This is a genomic window from Streptomyces sp. DS1-CR2, assembly GCF_055760475.1.
In genome coordinates this window covers 7,796,301-7,813,853 of sequence record NZ_CM147085.1, presented here as the reverse complement: position 1 = coordinate 7,813,853, position 17,553 = coordinate 7,796,301, and the positions used below count along the sequence as shown (strand labels likewise).

At 68.8% G+C, this 17,553-nt stretch carries 17 protein-coding genes and 3 pseudogenes; 4 read left to right on the top strand and 16 right to left on the bottom strand.

Annotation, left to right across the window (positions count from 1 at the left end):
* Positions 1 to 115: 115 nt before the first annotated feature.
* From ACY0PA_RS36520 to ACY0PA_RS36495, 6 genes are all read right to left on the bottom strand, one after another.
* Positions 116 to 1,624, bottom strand: a complete 1,509-nt coding sequence (locus ACY0PA_RS36520; protein ID WP_473081678.1) for a glycoside hydrolase family 32 protein — start codon at positions 1,622 to 1,624, stop codon at positions 116 to 118.
* Positions 1,625 to 1,714: 90 nt separating this feature from the next.
* Positions 1,715 to 2,743 carry a LacI family DNA-binding transcriptional regulator gene (locus ACY0PA_RS36515; protein WP_473081677.1) on the bottom strand — a complete coding sequence of 343 codons (1,029 nt, stop codon included), beginning with the start codon at positions 2,741 to 2,743 and terminating at the stop codon, positions 1,715 to 1,717.
* A 28-nt stretch (positions 2,744 to 2,771) separates the two neighbouring features.
* On the bottom strand, positions 2,772 to 3,686 hold the full coding sequence (locus tag ACY0PA_RS36510) for a carbohydrate ABC transporter permease (protein ID WP_473081676.1): 915 nt from the start codon (positions 3,684 to 3,686) through the stop codon (positions 2,772 to 2,774).
* Positions 3,686 to 4,561: a carbohydrate ABC transporter permease gene (locus tag ACY0PA_RS36505; protein ID WP_473081675.1), complete on the bottom strand. Its 876-nt coding sequence runs from the start codon at positions 4,559 to 4,561 to the stop codon at positions 3,686 to 3,688. Before ACY0PA_RS36505 ends, ACY0PA_RS36510 begins: the two co-directional genes overlap by 1 nt.
* 53 nt (positions 4,562 to 4,614) lie before the next feature.
* Entirely contained in the window at positions 4,615 to 5,958 is a 1,344-nt protein-coding gene (locus tag ACY0PA_RS36500; protein ID WP_473081674.1) for an ABC transporter substrate-binding protein, read from the bottom strand.
* 20 nt (positions 5,959 to 5,978) lie between these two features.
* On the bottom strand, positions 5,979 to 7,397 hold the full coding sequence (locus ACY0PA_RS36495; protein ID WP_473081673.1) for a family 43 glycosylhydrolase: 1,419 nt from the start codon (positions 7,395 to 7,397) through the stop codon (positions 5,979 to 5,981).
* Positions 7,398 to 7,679: 282 nt separating this feature from the next.
* On the opposite strand from ACY0PA_RS36495, the pseudogene ACY0PA_RS36490 reads away from it, so the two are divergent.
* Positions 7,680 to 7,875 (top strand): annotated as a pseudogene (locus ACY0PA_RS36490) (LacI family DNA-binding transcriptional regulator); the annotation flags it as partial.
* On the opposite strand, the pseudogene ACY0PA_RS36485 reads toward ACY0PA_RS36490, so the two are convergent.
* Positions 7,864 to 8,098, bottom strand: a pseudogene (locus ACY0PA_RS36485) (integrase core domain-containing protein); the annotation flags it as partial. The pseudogenes ACY0PA_RS36490 and ACY0PA_RS36485 sit on opposite strands and share 12 nt — an antisense overlap.
* 186 nt (positions 8,099 to 8,284) lie before the next feature.
* Between ACY0PA_RS36485 and ACY0PA_RS36480 the strand changes: the two are divergent.
* Positions 8,285 to 9,589, top strand: a complete 1,305-nt coding sequence (locus ACY0PA_RS36480; protein WP_473081672.1) for a phospholipase D-like domain-containing protein — start codon at positions 8,285 to 8,287, stop codon at positions 9,587 to 9,589.
* A gap of 273 nt (positions 9,590 to 9,862) precedes the next feature.
* Here ACY0PA_RS36480 and ACY0PA_RS36475 read toward each other — a convergent pair whose 3' ends face one another.
* The 6 genes from ACY0PA_RS36475 to ACY0PA_RS36450 form a co-directional block, all read right to left on the bottom strand.
* Positions 9,863 to 10,576, bottom strand: coding sequence for a cupredoxin domain-containing protein (locus ACY0PA_RS36475; protein WP_473081671.1), 714 nt, complete (start codon positions 10,574 to 10,576; stop codon positions 9,863 to 9,865).
* Positions 10,564 to 11,088 carry a hypothetical protein gene (locus tag ACY0PA_RS36470; RefSeq protein ID WP_473081670.1) on the bottom strand — a complete coding sequence of 175 codons (525 nt, stop codon included), beginning with the start codon at positions 11,086 to 11,088 and terminating at the stop codon, positions 10,564 to 10,566. The genes ACY0PA_RS36475 and ACY0PA_RS36470 overlap by 13 nt, the downstream gene beginning before the upstream one ends.
* Before the next feature lie 104 nt (positions 11,089 to 11,192).
* Positions 11,193 to 12,239, bottom strand: a complete 1,047-nt coding sequence (locus ACY0PA_RS36465) for a cupredoxin domain-containing protein (RefSeq protein WP_473081669.1) — start codon at positions 12,237 to 12,239, stop codon at positions 11,193 to 11,195.
* A gap of 48 nt (positions 12,240 to 12,287) precedes the next feature.
* Positions 12,288 to 13,625 carry a copper resistance CopC/CopD family protein gene (locus tag ACY0PA_RS36460; RefSeq protein ID WP_473081668.1) on the bottom strand — a complete coding sequence of 446 codons (1,338 nt, stop codon included), beginning with the start codon at positions 13,623 to 13,625 and terminating at the stop codon, positions 12,288 to 12,290.
* Positions 13,622 to 14,254, bottom strand: a complete 633-nt coding sequence (locus tag ACY0PA_RS36455; protein ID WP_473081667.1) for a hypothetical protein — start codon at positions 14,252 to 14,254, stop codon at positions 13,622 to 13,624. The genes ACY0PA_RS36460 and ACY0PA_RS36455 overlap by 4 nt, the downstream gene beginning before the upstream one ends.
* A gap of 117 nt (positions 14,255 to 14,371) precedes the next feature.
* Entirely contained in the window at positions 14,372 to 14,779 is a 408-nt protein-coding gene (locus tag ACY0PA_RS36450) for a hypothetical protein (RefSeq protein WP_473081666.1), read from the bottom strand.
* A 181-nt stretch (positions 14,780 to 14,960) separates the two neighbouring features.
* On the opposite strand from ACY0PA_RS36450, the gene ACY0PA_RS36445 reads away from it, so the two are divergent.
* Both ACY0PA_RS36445 and ACY0PA_RS36440 read left to right on the top strand, forming a co-directional pair.
* A complete protein-coding gene (locus tag ACY0PA_RS36445) occupies positions 14,961 to 15,326 on the top strand; it encodes a hypothetical protein (protein WP_473081665.1) in 366 nt (121 codons plus the stop codon).
* Positions 15,327 to 15,448: 122 nt separating this feature from the next.
* The gene (locus tag ACY0PA_RS36440; protein ID WP_473081664.1) at positions 15,449 to 16,057 is read left to right on the top strand and encodes a DUF7711 family protein; all 609 of its coding nucleotides are present in this window, start codon (positions 15,449 to 15,451) and stop codon (positions 16,055 to 16,057) included.
* On the opposite strand, the gene ACY0PA_RS36435 is transcribed toward ACY0PA_RS36440, so the two are convergent.
* The 3 genes and pseudogenes from ACY0PA_RS36435 to ACY0PA_RS36425 form a co-directional block, all read right to left on the bottom strand.
* Positions 16,009 to 16,623 (bottom strand): hypothetical protein, encoded by a 615-nt coding sequence (locus tag ACY0PA_RS36435; RefSeq protein ID WP_473086628.1) that lies wholly within the window; start codon positions 16,621 to 16,623, stop codon positions 16,009 to 16,011. The genes ACY0PA_RS36440 and ACY0PA_RS36435 overlap by 49 nt on opposite strands.
* A 169-nt stretch (positions 16,624 to 16,792) precedes the next feature.
* Positions 16,793 to 17,182 (bottom strand): annotated as a pseudogene (locus tag ACY0PA_RS36430) (transposase); the annotation flags it as partial.
* Position 17,183: 1 nt separating this feature from the next.
* Complete coding sequence (locus ACY0PA_RS36425) at positions 17,184 to 17,549, bottom strand: hypothetical protein (protein ID WP_473081663.1); 366 nt, start codon at positions 17,547 to 17,549, stop codon at positions 17,184 to 17,186.
* Positions 17,550 to 17,553: the final 4 nt, after the last annotated feature.

Sequence of the window (17,553 nt, the reverse complement as noted above, 5' to 3'; positions counted from 1 at the left end):
ACGACGGTCACTATCCGCCGTCCCGCCCCTGTCCAGCACGGGATACGTCGGCCGAAGTCCTGGCGACCGTCGCCGGTTGACCGCGACGGCCACCAGGTCCCCTACAGGGTCGAACTCAGCCGATCTCACGCACAACGATGTTCGAGAACGTGGCGCTCCCCCCGTCCGCGTAGACCGAGATGCCGGTGTCGCCGGAATCGAAGTACACCTGGTGCGACAGGACGGTGTGGCCCGCGTTCACGAACACTTCGACGCTCTGTCTGTCGACGAGGATCCGCAGGTGCACCGTGCGCGCGGCTGCGTCGATGGGAGCGTTGCTCTGCGTGTGACTGCCAAAGGAGTAGTCGGCGCGGTCGGACGGGCCGCGGTCCACGTAGACGGAGCCTTGGTAGACCCCGATGTTCGTGTGCCGCGCTCCGTCCTGCGACCTGCCGACCGAGACGCCGACGTTGTTCAACTGGCTCCAGGAGATGTCGAGTTCGAGCTCGTAGGAGGTGCCCTGGTACGGGAGGACGGCGGCCGCGGCCGTGGTGACGTCGGCGAGGGGGACCGTGCGGGTCACGTGGTCGTGCAGGGCCGTCACCGGCTGGGAGAGGAGCGTGTACCAACCCTCCGGCTGCTTGGCCAGGCGCAGTTCACGGACGACGGACATCTGGCCGTTGTAGCCGTCGCTGACATCAGTGGGCACGGTGCGCGCGGCGTACTGCCAGTTGTTCATCCAGGCGAGGGCGTAGCGGCTGGTGTCGGGGGCGGCCGGGTTGGGCCAGGTGACGGCGGCGTACCAGTCCCAGCCCCAGTCGAGCCACTGGGGGGCGGTGTTGTCGGAGGTCCAGGCCGAGCCGTCCCAGGTGCCGGTCCAGTAGGCGTAGGTGTCGGGCAGGCCGCTGTAGTCGCCCTGCATGCTGGCGCCGAGGATCCAGTGACGGGTGCCGTCGTCCGCCGTCATCTCGAAGAGGTCGGTGCATTCGAAGCCGCCGATGTTGGGGCTGGAGTAGCCGAACGACGTGGTGTGCGTCCAGTGGATGAGGTCGGGCGAGGTGTAGAACCATGCGGCCTGCTGCCGGCCGATCACCGCGATCCACTCACCGCGCGTGGAGTCCCAGTGGATCTTCGGGTCCCGGAACCAGTCGTTGTGGTCGGGGTTGTCGATCACCGGAGGGCCGTACGCGGTGAACGTGTAGCCGTTGTCGGTCGAGTAGTAGAGGTACTGCTCCTGGTCGTAACGGTCACCGCCGGTGGGCTGGGTGGCGAGCACGACCACGGCGTTCGCCCCGAATCCAGCCGTGTTGGCGGAGTCGACGACGCCGGACCCGGTCCACACGGGGAAGTCCGGCTGCAGCGGGATGGCGGTGCCGCGGTCGGTGAAGGTGACGTGGTCGGTCGTGGTCGCGTGCTGCCACCAGCCGGGCGCGTTGTTCTGGTCGCTGTGCAGGTAGTACAGGTGGGTCTCGCCACCGGCGCGGATCGGACGCTGCGGGTCGCTGAGCCAGCCCGCGGGCGGCGTCAGATGGTAGACGGCGCGCAGTGATGCCGCGGCGGAGGCGGCCGGTATGCGGGTGGTGGCCGCAGCCAGCGCGGCCACCCCCATGGAGCGGAGCACGGTGCGTCGGGAGAGACGGGTCATGTGACGACTCCTTGAGGGATGATTCCTGACGAACAGGTCAAAAGGGATCCGCCAGGGCGCACGAAAGGGAACGAACGGCGTCGAGGCGGTTCAGCTCTCGGACGGTCGCGTGATCGAACTGCGGGGCACAGGCGGGCAGTTGACCGCCAGCGGGGCGGCGCCCTCGGGCGCTTCGAGTCCGAGCAGGACCCGCACACCGCGCCGGCCGAGTTCGTAGTGCGGCAGCGCGACCGTGGACAGGGTGGGGCGCAGATGCGCCGCGATGACCTCCTGGTTGTCGAACCCGACGACCGAGAGATCGTCGGGCACCCGCAGACCGTGCTCACGCAGCCCGTCGTAAAGGCCCATGGCGACACGGTCGTTGTGGCAGAAGACGCCGGTCGCCCGCATCGCGAGGACCTTGTCCACGGCCGCGTAGCCGCCTTCCTGGTCCGGTCGCACATCGGCGACCAGGTCGAGGTCGAAGGGAAGGCCGGCGGCGCCCAGCGCCTCCCGGTAGCCCTCGAGCCGCCCGTCGCGGGCGGGGGACGGCGTGCGCGTGTTGAGGAAGGCGATGCGCCGGTGCCCCTGCTCCAGGAGCAGCCGCGCCGCCTCGCGCCCGCCGGAGCGCTCGTCCGGGACCACGGCGGGCGTGGACCCGTCCGCGCTGAAGCAGTTGACCAGGACGGTGTCGGCCTCGGTGAGCCCGGCGGGGAGGTCCACCGCGCGGTGGTACCAGGTCGAGTAGAGGACGCCGCGCACCTTGTGCTCGAGCATCATCGAGATGGCGCTGGCCTCGGCCGCCTCGTTGCCCTCGGTGTTCGCCACGAGGAGTACGTAACCGTGCTGCCACGCCTCGTCCTGGGCGCCGTGGATGATCTGTCCGGCGAACGGGGTCGAGGCGATGGCGTCGGCGACCAGACCGACGAACCGCGAGCCGCCCTTGACGAGATTCTTCGCCATGGCGTTCGGCCGGTATCCCAGGTCCTCGATCGCCCGGCGCACCCGCTCGCGGGCCTCCGCGCCGATCCTCGCGCCGGTGTTGTTCACGACGTGCGAGACGGTGGACACCGAGACACCCGCCGCCTGGGCCACATCCCGCATGGTGACGGCCCTGTGCGTACCGCCTTCGCTCTTCATCGGTGCTCCTTCGTGGGGGTGGCGGCTGTCAGCCCTTGGTGGCGCCGCTCTCCAGCCCGTAGATCATCGCCTTGTTGAGGACGAGGAAGACCAGCAGCAGCGGCGTCACGGTGACACACACACCGGCGAAGGTCGCGGTCCAGTCGGTCTTGCCCATCGCTCCGATGTAATTCTGCAGGCCGACGGGGATCGTCTTGAGCCCTTCCGACAGCACGAAGGTGTTGGCGAAGACGAAGTCGTTCCAGATGAAGATGCTGTTGACCATGACCACCGTGACGATGGTGTTGACGGACAGCGGAAGCGTCATGCGGGCGAAGATGCGATACGGGCCCGCCCCGTCCAGGGACGCCGCCTCGTACATCTCGCGCGGGATGTAGCTGAAGAACGCGGAGAACAGGTAGATCGACATCGGCAGGCCGAACCCCGCGAGCGGGATCATCATCGCCGGGTACGTGTCGAGCAGCCCGACCTGCGCGTAGTCGATGAACAACGGTACGAGGGCGATCTGCACCGGCACGACGATGCCCAGGAGGAACAGGCCGCGCACCACATTGCTGAGACGGAAGCCGAGCACCTGGATCGCGTAGGCACCCATCAGCCCGCACACCACGATCAGCGCGTCGGCGCCCAGGGTGACGACGAGGCTGTTGAGGATGTACCGCCCGAGGTCGGCGTGGTCGAAGGCCCGCGCGAAGTTGTCCAGCGTGAACGAGGTCGGCAGGCCGAAGGGGTTGGCCGAGGCGAAGTCCTTCTCCGTACGGACACTGCTGAGGAACAGCCACACCAGGGGGTAGACCTGGACGACCACCAGGACGGCGATGATCACCCGCGACAGGACGCGGTACACCTCGGGCCGACGCCGCCCCACGCGCGGCGGGTTCGGGGCGGCGTGCCGGTCACGAGCGGGGCCGGAGAGCGGGCGCGTGGGCAGGAGCGTGGACATCAGACGGCCTTCCGCCGGAGGACAAGGAAGAGGAGACCGACGGCGACGAGGCTCTCCACCACGATGAAGACCGACATCGCACTCGCGTAGCCGTAGTCCGTGCTGAGGAACGCGGTCTTGTACATGTAGGTCGTGACCAGCTCGGACGACTGGCCCGGGCCGCCGTTCGTCAAGAGGTACGGGACGTCGAAGCCCCGCATGGCGTACGTGACCGCCATGATCGAGGTGGTCATCCACACCGGCCGGATGTAGGGGAACCGGATGCGGGCGAAGATCTGCCACTGATTCGCGCCGTCGAGCCGTGCCGCCTCTTCGAGTTCCCTGGGGACCGTGAGCAGCGCCGCGTAGATGATCACCGTGTAGAGACCGACGAACCTCCATCCTTCCGGCGCGGAGACCGCGGCGAGCACGGTGTTCACGTCGGACAGCCACGGCCGTTCGAGACTGTCGAGCCCGACGAGGCCGAGGAGCTGGTTGAGCGGTCCGGCCGGGTCCATCGAGTAGATGCGCTGGAAGAGCAGGGCGATCGCCACCGTCGAGATCACGGCCGGCAACAGGTACAGCACCTTGATGATCTCGCGCCCGCGGGTGATCGACAGGAGCAGGCTGGCGACGAGCAGCCCTCCGCCCAGCTGCAGCACCAAGCACACGACCAGGTAGCCGAGTTGGTTGGTGACGGCTGTCCAGAAGTCGCCTTCGGTGAGCATGAACGTGTAGTTGGAGAGCCCCGCGAAGCGCAGCTCGCTGATGCCGTCCCAGGTGAAGAAGCTCAGCACCAGGGACTGGCCGATCGGCAGGAGTACCGCGGCCCCGTACAGCAGCAGTGACGGCAGGAGGAACACCACGACCGAGAGCTTGGATCGGGAGGGAAGCATGGCGGCCCTTCTGGAGGCCAGGGGACGGGATCCGCGCGCGGCGGTTGCGGCGGTCACTTGGCATACCTCGGCGCGTTGCGGCCGATGACGGAGTCCATCGTCGACACGAAGTCGGACGGCGAGATGTCGCCCTGGACGAGGAGGACGAGCTCCTGCTGGAACTTGGTGTTGGAGGTGGGATCGAGCTGGGTGTCCCAGGGGACGGCTGTGTCCTTCCCGACGTCGCCGGCCGCGGCGACCGCGCGCGCATACAGGGGTGTCGCGTTCTTGGGCAGGACCGTCTTGGCGTCGGACGTCGGGGACAGCTCCCCCGCGGCGGCGTACCGGGCCGGATACCGGGTGAGGGCGAACTTCAGGAAGTCGCGCACCAACGGGTCGTATGTACGGGAGTTGACCGCCATGCCGATGCCGGAGGGCGTCACGAACTCGTCGGCCGAGGTGACCGAGCCCGTGGTCACCGGGAGCCGGAAGAAGTCGACGTCGTCACGGACCTCCGGGTCGAGCGCGGTCGTCGCGAGGCTCGGCAGTTCCCACGTGCCGATGTTGTAGACGGCCGCCCTGCCGGAGGTGAAGAGGTTCTGCGCGTCGGCGTACCCCACCGACGAGAAGCCCTTCTGGAAGCACCCCGCCTTGCCGAGATCGCTCAGCCAGTTCGCCGACCTGCGCCCGGCCGCATCACTGAACTTCGCCTGATTCTGCTTCAGTTGGAGTACGTAGCCGGGTCCGGCGGTGCGGAACGGCTGGTAGGCGGCGTACCGCTCCAGGGGCCACTGGTCCTGTCCGTCGAGCGCGATCGGCGTGACGCCGGAGCCTCGCAGGGCCCGGCACATCGCGGGGAAGTCGTCGAGCGACTTCGGTACACGGACGCCTGCCTTGCGGAAGAGCGCCTTGTTGTACCAGAAGTACTCCGCCTGGTACTCGAACGGGATCATGTACAGCGAGCCGTCGTCGAACCGCTGGTAGTCCAGGGCCGCCGGGCGGTAGCGGTCGTAAAGGCCCAGACCGCGCAGGAGCTTTTCGGCGTCCATCATCCGTCCGTGCTGCGCGAGTCTGCGCGCGAACGGGGTCGCGTCGGTGTCGAACAGCTCCGGCAGTTTGTCCGCCGCGGCCAGCGTCTCGTACTTCTGGATGTACGACGGCCGGTCCGGGGTGGTGATGAAGCGGAGCCTGAACCCGGGGTGCGACGTGGCGTATTCGGCGGCGAGTTCCCGCATGGTCCTGATGACCGCACCGTCGGCCGGGCGCGACAGGAGCCAGGAGATCTCGCGCGGCGCGACGGAGCCGGCCGGGTCGACGTCCGAGGCGTCCACGCCCCGACCGTCGGCGGCGCAGCCGGAGAGCGAGACGGTCAGGCAGAGGGCCAGAGCCGCGACGGCCGTGGTGAGCGCTCTCCTCATGGGCTTCCTCCTGTGAGCGCTCACTCGGCGGCCCCCCGTACGCGGACGGTCAGATCGAGCAGTTCGGCCCCGCCCTCCCCAACGAACACGCCGAGCCGGTCGTGAGCGGTGTCGTACAGCCGTGTGCTCAGGCAGACCTGCCGGTCCAGGACGACGACGGCGAGGTCCCGTTCGACGATCACCTCCAGGGTGTGGGTGCGGCCGGAGAGGTCGGCGGGGCGTTCCAGTTCGATGACGTGCGGGACGTCCCCGGAGATCTGCCATTGGGCGTCCCCCGTACGTCGCCGGGGCCAGCGGTCGAGGACCATCCGGCCGCGCCGGGGCTCGAGGCGCACCACGTAGCCCTGGTCGCCGTCCCGGCCGGTGCGCAGCAGCAGACCGCACTCGGTAGTGCCGGGTTCGACGGCGAACTCCGCCCGCACGACGCACTGTTCGGGCAGCGGCACGTCCGACACCGCGCACGCGAATCCGTCGGGGGCCGAGAGCGCGGTGGGGGCAAGCCCCATGGCGACTGCCTGTCCGAAACTCGCGAAGATCTCTGCGGGCGGGGCGAAGGCGAGGGTGCCGTCCGCGTTCTGGGTCGCTTCGAGGAGCGAGAGGGTGCCGGCCCACTGCCACGCGCCGTCGTCGGTGTCGCCCTCCCGGCTGGCGATCCATCCGGCGAAGATGCGCCGGCCGCCGACCTCGGCCGACTTCGCGGCGTAGAACGCCCGCCCGTCGAGGGTGTCCCGCTCCGGCACCTGCCACGGCCCGTCCGGGCTGCGCGCCATTCGGTACCGGGTGACGAAGGACTCCGAGAACTCCGAATAGACCAGGTACCACCAGTCCCCCAGCGCGAACACCTCGGGGCATTCGTGCGTGATGTAGCGGCGCGGGTCCCAGAACGGTTCGGTCGGCTTCCACGTCACCAGGTCGTCGGACTCACAGGCGGCGATCACGCCACGGCGACGCTCGGGGCCCTCCTTGTGGCGGGCGGCGACCAGCATCCGCCACCGGCCCCGCCCCTCGTCGAAGTAGACGAACGGGTCGCGCCAGTCAGCGGTTTCGTAACCCTCGGGGGCGCCGAAGGTGTGCTCGGGGTGCCTGGTCCACGCGGTGAGGTCGCCGGAGCCGGTGGCGTGCATGACGACCTGGAGCGGTTCACCGTCGTCGCCGACGATCCGCGGATTCTGCCCGGTGTAGAAGAGGTGGTACGTGCCGTCCGAGTCGCGGACCACGCTTCCGGTGTACGCGTTGAAGTCGGCCTCGTCGTCGGCGCCGTGGGCCAGGGCGGTCCCCCGGTCCTCGATGTGCACGAGGTCGCGGGTACCAGCCAGGGACCAGGACGTACCGGGCTTGGGATGCCCACGATGTTCGTGCAGGTAGAACAGGTTCAACTCGCCGTCCCGCTCGAAGGGGATGACGTCTCCCACCCAACCGTCAGGTGGCTGAAAGAACACGCTGCCTTGCACATTGCCCTCCCGGTCAAACGTTTGAGCAGGAGCGTAGGGCGGGGGTTTCGGGGTGGTCAAGCGTTTGAGCGGAGGTCTTTAACATTCCCGGAACGAAGTGTTCACCATCCAGGACCAGCCATGCATCGCGAGGCGGGCCGGCCAGGAAGGCCGCCGCACACGGGGTACGCAGCGCGGCAGGGGGCACGCTGGTTGTCTCCCACCTGGCCTGGGTGTGCGCGTACACCCCCGCGCGTGCCCGCCTGATTCCGTCCCGAAGGAGCCCCACCGGTGAAGCCCCCCACCGCCCGTGGCGTCGCCGAGCGTGCCGGGGTCTCGCGTGCGGCCGTGTCGTTCGTCTTCAGCGGGCGGGCTCAGGGGAACCGGTCGGCCCGAACTCAGCGGCGCATCAAGGAAGCTGCGGACCCGCTGGGCTACCGCCCCCGACGAGGTGGCACGGTCGTTGCGCGGCCGGCGTCGGACCGCTGCGGCGTGAGGCCGGATCAAATCCCGCTGCGCTGAGGATCTCCCAGATCGCGTCGAGCCGACCGGATGCCCGAGCCGGACGAGTTCCCCTGGATCCGTCGGCAGCCCCGGCGCGGATTCTCCTTGGCGAGCTGCAGCACCAGAGCCTTCACCGCACTCGCGGTCGGCGGTCGACCAGGCATGCTTCGGCGCTTGCTGTAGTCCCACCTCTGGGCAGTCAGCCTGCAGAGCAACACCCCGCGGTTGCTCCCCTGCTCAAGGAATCTTGCGATGCGCAGTGCGGGGGCTTCTAGTGATTATCGGAACAATCGATGGAACAGTAGTAGATTCCGCTGCCGGCGGCATCGCTCCTGCGGTCCTCTTGCGGCAACCCGACTCTTCATCATCAACAGCCCAGCGAAAGGCCGCTCATGAAGCGAACGTTCACGCTGATCACCGCGCTGGTCGTCACCGTGCTGTCGATGACAACGGCGCACGCCGCGGTCAAGAAGGCCAAGCCCCCGCTCAGTTGCGAGTCTCGGACGTTCACCTCCAGCCCGGGCCCGCGCTTCAACGACCCGGAGGACCCCGCCGCCCAGATGAAGATCATGGGCCCGATCATCGAATCGATCAACAGCGCCAGCTGTGGGCAGACCATACGCGTCGCCATGTACTCGATCAGCAACGCACAGCCGGGCCCGGACTTCGCCAACGCCCTGATCGCCGCGCACCAGCGCGGCGTCATCGTCAAAGCGCTGATGGACGCTCACAGCGACAATGCGATCTGGCAGTCGATGGTCACCGAGTTGGGCAACGACCCGCGAGCCTCCAGCTTCGCCGCGCTGTGCCCGGGCGGCTGCCTGTCCCACTTCGACGGCTCCGCCCTGCACGCGAAGTACTACATGCTCAGCGGCGGGCTCGATGCGAACAGAACGGTGACCGTCAGCAGCGCCAACCCCACCTCCGCCCAGGCCGGCACCGCGTGGAACAGCAGCGCCACCGTCAAGGGCAACGTCGACCTGTACAACTCCTACGTCCGCTACTTCACCGCCATGGCCAAGGGGGCGATCTATGGCCCGGGCCCGCTGGCACCCGACTACTACAACTCCACCAGCGCCACGGCCGCCAGGCAACTGTCCCCGCCCTCCTACCAGTGGCCCAAGGCGCGCACCAAAAGCGACACCTGGGTCGACTTCCTGAACAACATCAAGGCGCCGGCCACGATCAACATCGCCATGTTCCAGTGGACCTCTCACGGGCAGCCGGGCGACCGGAACTATCTGGAGCTGCCGAAGAAGCTGGTAAGCCTGGCACAAACCGGCGTCAAGATCCACATTCTCATCACCGCCGGCCAGGTCGATGACAGCGTGCAGAGCTACCTGAAGAACCGGACGAATATCGACATGCACGACACCAGCACCGGCACCGACGCGAACGGCAACGCCCTGCACTACACGCACGACAAGTACATGATGGTCAGCGGCGGTTACGCGGGTGCGACCGGCTCCAGGCTCGTGTTCGTCGGCTCCTCGAACTGGACCAGCAACGGCGTCTGGCACAACGACGAGTCGGACCTGAAGCTGATCGGCCAGTCCAACTACGACACGTTCATGGCGGACTGGCAGAACCAGTACGACCGCTGCTGCGGGACCGTGGCGCGGGAGTCGAGCGCCGAGGAGCGCGCCGAGAAGACGGCACGAGAGATTCCGATCGATCCGAGGCAGGTCCGGGAATAGGCATTCTCGGTCCGAACAGTGCCCGTCAGTTCCAACCAGGCTGATCTGGCGGGTAGTTGGGGTGTGTGGTGTCCGGACGTGAAGATGCTGTTGGTGGACAAGGTCACGACCAAGATCGCCTGTCCACCAGGAGCTTCCGCGTGCTTGTCTGCCCAGCCGACGTCGATCGTCCACCTCGGCTGTGCGCTTCCTCGCCTGTGAGCTCGCCACACGTTCGCCGGCCTTGTCGTCGCCGGGTGCGGCGTCAGGTGGGGACGCCGCCCCTCCATGACATCAGCGCTGGCTCGCACCGCCGTTCCCGCTCGTGGCAGCCGCCGAGCGGGATCCGACCAGGAGCAGGCACAGCACGGCGACGCCCGCGACGACGCCCGCGAGAAGGAGCAGCGGATCGAGGGGGCGGGAGTCTGAGGCGGCGCCCTGGACCGCGGGGGGCTCCTGTGCGGCAGCAGCGGGCGTGGCGGACGGAGAGGGACTGTCCGACGCAGGCGGGGTGGCCTTGGAGCTGTGGTCGGTGTGATCGGGCGGTGCGGCCGCGTTGGCTGAACGGGTGGGTCCTCTGCCGGGTACGGCGGCAGGCGCTGAGCTGGGGTGCTGGTGGGTGGCCGGGTGTGAGGTGGGGGCGGGAGCGGCTGCGGGTTTGACGACGAGCTGGGCGGTCATGCCGGGGTGCACGGTGCAGACGTAGCCGTAGCTGCCCGCCGTTGTGAAGGTGTGGCTCCAGGTGCCGCCCTTGTCCAGCATGGGGGAATGGATGGTCTCGGGTCCGGAGGTGGTCTTCACGTCGTGGGGTGCCTGGTCCTGGTTGACCCAGGTCACAGTGCCTCCGGCCGTGATGGTGACGGAGCGCGGACCGAACGCGTAGCCGGACATGACGACTTGGTGACCGGCGGCGAGGGCGGTGGGAGTGCCGAGGAAGGTGACGGTTCCCGTGGTGAGCAGCGCGGCGAGCAGGATACGCCCGGTGCGGAGGGCGTTCAGGCGGGGCATGTGAACTCCGCGGCGACGAGCAGACGCAGGCGGTCTGCGGGGCGGGTGCGGGACAGGGTGAAGCCAGTTGTGCGGCGCAGCGGGCCGTAGGGCACCACTGTCGTGCCAAGGGCGAGAAGGCTGTCGTCGGTGCGCTCGACGATGCGCCAGGTCAGTGTCGCCGGCACGGACGGCACAGTTGTGTCGCCGGTGGCGAGTTCGCCCGCGGTACGCAGGCGGGAGCCCTCCGCCTCGGACTTGATCGTTGTACTGACGAAGGAAAGTTCCTCGCCGCCGAGTGCGGGGCCGGTCAGCTTCAGGCTCAGGACGCAGTCTTCTGGTTCCGATGCGACGGTAAGGGTGGCGTCGTCCGCGGTGAGGCGGCGACGGAGCGTAGTCAACGGTCCCATCCGGGCGCTCAGTTCGACGATGCAGCGTCCCGGTGCGCTGGTGTAGGTGCCGGGTCGGGGCAGCCAGGAAAGGCCGGGCCTGGACGGGGGCAGGGTAGCGGTCTTCAGTGTTTCGGCGGTCATCTCGGCACCTCGGTGGGCGAACGGAGCGACGGGGTAGGACAATGGCGGGGTGGCGGGCCGGCCGACTGCTACTCGGCCGGTCCGCCACGTCCTGTTGGAACAGCTCAGCAGGAGTTGGTGAGGTAGTCCGTGGTGGGGGCGAGCAGGTGCTCGGCCCACACCGTGTGCGTCTTGACGTACTGGTCGGGGTTCAGAATGTCCGCGACCTGCTGGCTCAAGGGCTCCTCCAAGTGAGCCGAGTTGACGTGCTGGAGGATCACGCCGAGCGTGTTGTCGGCGATGCTGCCGCCCCCGTTCACGGCCGGGGTGAGGACCGACTCCAGCCAGACGGTGTGCATCTTCAGATAGCTGTCGAGCTTGAGCGCGTCCTGGACCTGCTGGCCCGGCGACTCCTCCAGATGCGCGGAGTTGATGTGCTGAAGGATCGGCAGCAGGACCTGCTGCACGCTGTGGCACTGCCCGTCGCCGTCGTCACCGCCGCCGCTCGTACCGCCGGAGCTGCTCCCTCCGGTGGAGCCGCCACTGTGGCCGCCGGTGGAACCACCGGAACTCGACCCCCCGGTGGACCCACCCGTGGACCCTCCCGTGGACCCTCCGCTGGATCCGCCCGTGGAACCCCCAGCGGAGCCGCCCGTGGAACCGCCGGTTCCGCCCCCCGTGCTCCCGCCGTCGTCCGCGACCACGGTGATGGAGGCCGTCATGTCGGGGTGCACAGCGCAGTAGTACTTGTACGTGCCGGCCTTGGTGAAGGTGTACGACCAGCTGTCGCCCTTCTGCAGATTGCCCGAGTCCAGCTTGGCCGGGCCGCTCGTGGTGGTGACGGTGTGCGGAGCGGTGTCCTCATTGACCCACTTCACGGTCTCGCCGACCTTCACCGTCAGCTTCGGCTGCGCGAAGGCCATGTTCTTGATCTCGATGGTGTGGTCGGCCGCCTTGGCCTGGCCGGCGGCCGGATGGGCCATGGCCGCGGAGTGGGCGTCGGCCGCCGGTGCCGCCGTCGCCGGGGCCCCGGCCCCGCTCGCCGACTGGAGCAGGCCGAGAGAAGCGACGGCCGCGAGACCGGCGCCCAGACCGGTCGCCAGCAGCACCCGGTTGCCCGCCCGTGAGTGCCGTCGACGCGGCGGGGATGCGGTGGTGTCGTCAGTGTGCATGGTGATGCGTCTCCCTAGTCAGGTGAGAGGAGTGGGACAGAGGGCTGGTCACCGGCCGGGAGCGGATGTGACCAGCAGACTCGTCGCGGCCAGAACGACGAGGACGAGCCCCGTCTCGGCCGCGACCGAGTAGACGAAAGGCCGTACGGTGGCGCGGTCGCCACGCAGTAGTACGGCGATGTCGAGCCGCGTGCGCACCCAGCCGCGGCTGCGCTGGGCGACGAGCAACACGGCGACAAGTACGGCGAGTTTGAGCAGCAGGAGCCGTCCGTAGTCCGTGTGGAACAGCGCACCGAACGAGCCGACCACCTGCCAGGTCAGCACGGCACCCGCGAGTGCGATCGCGGCGACGGACACTCCGGCCAGGGTCGAGTAGCCGGACACGGCGGCCGACAGTTCCTCGGGCCGGCGCCGGGGCAGCACGCCCAGTAGGAGAAGAGTCAGACCGCCCAGCCAGAGCGAGATGCCGATGAGGTGGACCAGGTCGGCCACTGCGCCCCAACCGGGGTGTGACCCCTCGGCGTTGTGGCCGGTCATGCCGGTGGTGCGCAGCAGACCGAGAGCAACGACGAGTGCACCGGTCCGCCAGCCGGGAGACCGTGCGGCCCGCTCGCCGCCCTGGAGCAGGGCGGCCAGGACGATGGCCGCCAGCACCCACATCAGGACCCGGCAAGCGGCGACGATGCCGACCTCGGTGCTCAACAGGTCCTGGTAGGTACTCGGACGGAACACGTCGTCGAGAGTGCCCATCGCTCCGTACGCACCTTGCAGTCCCGGGGCGACCAGACTCGCCGCCAGTCCGGACAGCCAGCAGAGCGCGAGTGTCCGGCGGGTTCGGCCGTCCTGGGCGCCCACCGGCCACAGCAGCGCGACGAACGCGAGTCCCCCGACGTAGAGGGCGAGGGCGAGATACCCGGCCCAGCGGGTAGCCGCCCACACCTTGCGTACCGTCTCGGACGGGGCGGGCTCCGCCTGCTGAGAGATATCGGAGGCGGAGCCGCCGGCCGCCTTGGCCGTGAGGGGGAAGGAGAGCGTCCCCGACGACGGATGACCGTCCTCCATGTCGCGCACATGCCAAACCAAGCCGAGTCGGCTTCGGCCGGTGGTCTTGGGGACGGCGACCTCGACGACGGTGTCCTTGCCGCCTCCGCGCTCCGGCCGTGACAGGGTGAGGCGCTTGCCGCCGGCGGAGATGTGGACGTCGGCCAGGTCGACGGTTTCGCTGAAGGTGAGCCGCACGGTGGCGGGGGTGTGCGTGAGCCGGGTGCCGTTCTTCGGTGCGGAGGAGTCCAGTTCGGTGTGGGCCGACGCGGCGGGCGCGGCGAAGAGCAGGGCCGCGACGGCGGCCAGGACGGCGGCGAACAATGAGACTGCGCGGCGTCTCACGGCAGCACCTCCGGTATCACCGACGGGGAAGTCGCCACGCCCACGCACAAGGGCGAGACATCGGAGGACGACGCCGACGAGGACGGCATCGGGGAGGCCGTGGCGCCGGAACTGCCCTTGAGCAGGTTGTCCAGCAGACCGGTCGCCGGTGTGAGTACGCCGTTCAACAGCGGCTGAACCAGACTCACTTCACCCTCGTCACAACTGCCCGTCGATGTGGGAGAAGGTGACGGCGTCGGGATGCCCGGCGCCGATTCAGAGGGCTCGGGCATCGGCCCGTGCTCGCTGTCTCCGCCCCCAGTTCCGTGGCTGCCGTGCCCGCTCCCGGATGACGCGTCTCCGGTGACGGGAATTCCTGCACCACTGCCTCCGCCCCACGAGTCGCCCGCTGAACCGGCCCCCGTGTCCCCGGCAGTGCCGCCCGGCCCGACGGACGAACCCGAGGTGGGAGTGCGTACGGCGGAAGGAGCACCGGCCGATGGAGGTGCGGCACTGTCGAGGTCCGTGGGCGCGGGTGCGCCGATGCCCGAGGCGTACCCGAGCACGACGATCACCGCCGCGACGAGCGCACCGGCGACGATCTCGTCGCGATGGTCTGCGGGCCAGGTCGCCCTGGCGAATAAGGACATGGACTCTCCTGACGGCTGGGCGTGAAGGCCAGTGCCAGGAGTGGACCGGGGCGAGGATTCCCGTCGACTACGCATCAGTTAATCCGTTGTTTCGTTACCTCACTTCTCGTGACTGCCTCACTGTGAGAACGGGTCTCGTCGCCTTAATGCACGCATTACAATCTGTGAGGAGTTTGAAGAAAGCGTGACTTCAAACGCATCGGGTATCCGCTTCTTCACCGGATCACCCTGAATGCATATGCCCAAGAATTCATTACGCGTCGCGTCCGCACGCGGCGTCGACCGCCTGAACGGCTCGGGGTTCCGGTCGGGTTGCGGAGGGTTGCGGTGTTCATCGCGCTTGACGCCGAAGCCGGACATCTTGCCTTTGATGACGGGGGGGTTGAAGCGACTGCGGCGGGCGGGCAGTAGGTGGCGGGATATTTCCCGCAGGCTTTCGGTGAGGGCTGTGGCCAGGCGGTCAGGGGGTGCAGGATCCAGAGGCCGGTCGACGGCCAGGAACTCGTAGTACTGATACTCGCTCACGGCCCGCAACAGTGAGGACGGCGAGGAATGGGAATTCGAGGCCTCCTACGAGCTGTCCTCCCTGATCGGCCTGCGCGCCGAACTCGCAGCTGGTGACCTGCGCGCCCTCTACCTCGCCTGGCTGGCCGCCCTCACCGTCTGGGAACTGGCCGAGGACGACGAGGAGGAGTATGCCCGCGAGATGGAACCGCCGGTCCCCACAGGTCTGTCCGAACTCACCGGCCCGCAGCGCGCCCTGGCCGACTTCCTGGAAGTGGACCCCGATCTGCTGACCGCCGCAGCACAGGCGAGCGAGCCCGGCCCCGCACCGGGCCCGGACCGGAGCGAACTCGCGACGTTCATCGCATCTCTGCCCGCGAAGGAGAAGGACGACCTGCTCCTGCAAGCCGTCCTGGGCAGCAGCCCTCAGCCGGGACCAGAGCTACAGGCCCGCTACCGCTCCACTGCCATCCCCGCCACCACCGCCCCGCCCACATCGCGCCGCAGCGCCGCCGAACTCCTCGACGCGGCCTACCACTGCCGCACCGAACGCACCCGGCGCGAGTAGGAGACCCACCGCAAGGCCGTAGAGGAACACGCCCGCGCCGCAGCCCAGGCCCACCAGCGACACCTAGGTGGCCGACCGGACACGGCTCGGCCCCTCGCCCGCGGGCCGGGCAGGATGAGGTCATGCGTCATACCACGGCCGTTCGCCGTCTCCGTACGATCACCGACGCCTGCGACCGTGCCCGGCGACTGCCCGGCGGCGGTGCTCTTCTCGCCGCGCATGCCTTCGGCCCCATCCTGGACGGGACGGGAGACATCCCGGTGGTGCACATCGCCCTCGTTGTCGACCTGCCCGCCGAGGAACTGGCCTGGGGCGTCGAGCCTCCCGAGTGCACCGCGCTGGCGAACTTCCTCGGCCTTGGCAAGGCGCCGGTCGTGCGGCGCTGGCGGCCCGCGGCCTGGCCGGTGTGGAACCACGCGATTCGTCGTCCGCTGCGCATCTGGTCCCGCGCCGGCCCCGGTACCCGTGCGCTGGACGCGCTTGCCGCGGGCCAGGCCGGCCCGCTGCGGCTGGCCGCCCTTCAGCCGACAGAGGAGCCCGAGCAGCGGCGTGTCGAAACCGTCGCCTCCCTCGTCCACCTGCGCCGGGTACGCGACCGCTACTGGGACGACGAGCCGTGGCGGCGCGCCCACCGAGGCTCAGCACGGTTTCCGGAGGACTCGCTGTGGGGGGCGGTTGACGGCTACCTTGAACTGCTCGACGCGGCAGCCGAGGAGCCGCCCCACAAGTAGCCGTGGGTACGGCGCCACCCGGACGCCGACGCCGCCAAAACGGGGCGCTGCTGCTCAGCGATGGCGAGACGCGTGGCGTGACGGCGAGGTGATGGCATCCGCCCATGAGACGCCATGATCCGCCAGCCAATCAGGTCGTAGCGACGCGGAGCGTTGCGGTGTTGTTCCTGCGGAGCTGGACGTGGCGGGGGTCCCCGTACGGTGATGGCTAGTACGGGTGTTCTCTCTGGTGAACGGGTGAGCGGTGTTCGTACGATCACCCGTATGCAGCTGCGGTACGCGGGGATGCGGCGCAGCCAGTCGGGGGCATCGGGCCGCCAGGCTGCCGAAAGCAGGTGGAATCCGTCCTCGCTGACCTGGCGAAGCCAACTTTCGCGGTCCTGGTCGTCGGGCAGTCCGTGCCAGGAGTCCACGCGTTCCCCGTACCGGCTCAGCCAGTCCGTCTCCCGTTCCGCCAGAGCCTGTTCCAGCCAGTCCGGTGCGGCAGCGGCGAGCGCCTCCAGCGCAGCGCGCAGGGTCTCGGCGACGAACTCCATCCGGTTCAGCAGGCGCACGTCGGCGACCACCCGGGTAGAGTCGGTGCGCTGGCGCCCGCCCCCGGTGCAGCAGACCCTGGCCCGCGGCGGCCTCCAACACCGCCTCCAGGACACGCTCTTCCAAGCCATGCGCGACCAGCCTGGCCCGGAACCGGGCCAGCAGCGAGTGATCGAAACCGCTGTCGTCGAGGTTCAGGCCCAGCAAGTACTTCCAGTCGATCCGCGCCCGCACGGCCTCAGCCGCCTGCCGGTCGGACAGCCTCTCGGAGAACTGCATCACCGACACCATCGCCAGCACGGCCGGCGAGGCAGCAGGCCGCCCATCGGACGGGAACGCCTCCGCGAACAAAGCGTCGTCGAAGACCTGCCCCAGGCTGTCGCGCAGCCGGATGGCCAACGACCCCTTTGGCAAGGCCGCGCGAGCCACCCGCCGCGTCAACTCCGGCACTTCCCGCCCGACCACGACTCCAACCACACCGGGACACCACCGCCAATGAACCTGAGACTTCTCTCCACCCTCCCGCACACGCACCCGGCGCGACGGGAGATTTGAGAGATCAGCAACGGGGTCCTTCAGCCCGAGGAGCATGTCAAGGCATGAGGAGACTGAGGCCCGAGCAGCCCGTGCCACCGCTCGGGTCCGGCGCATACACCCAGTACAGCGCGAAAAGCTGGACGAACAGCAGCAGTGCGACCGTGCAGACGAGGGTCACCTGGGCGCCGGTGAAGCGACGAGTACGGCGGCAGGTGAGCACCAGCGCGGCGCCGCTGCACAGGGGCCCTGCCCACGCGGTGACGTACATCCTCGTCGAAGGTCCGAGATACTTGCAGTTCTGGAACGTGTCCCCGTCGAAGGAGATGTGAGCGGCGAGCAGCCCGGCCGATATGACGGCCAGCACAACGGCGGCGACGAGGAGGCCGTTGCGGCTGCGGGACGGGGTGGTGGTGGGGTTCATCGTT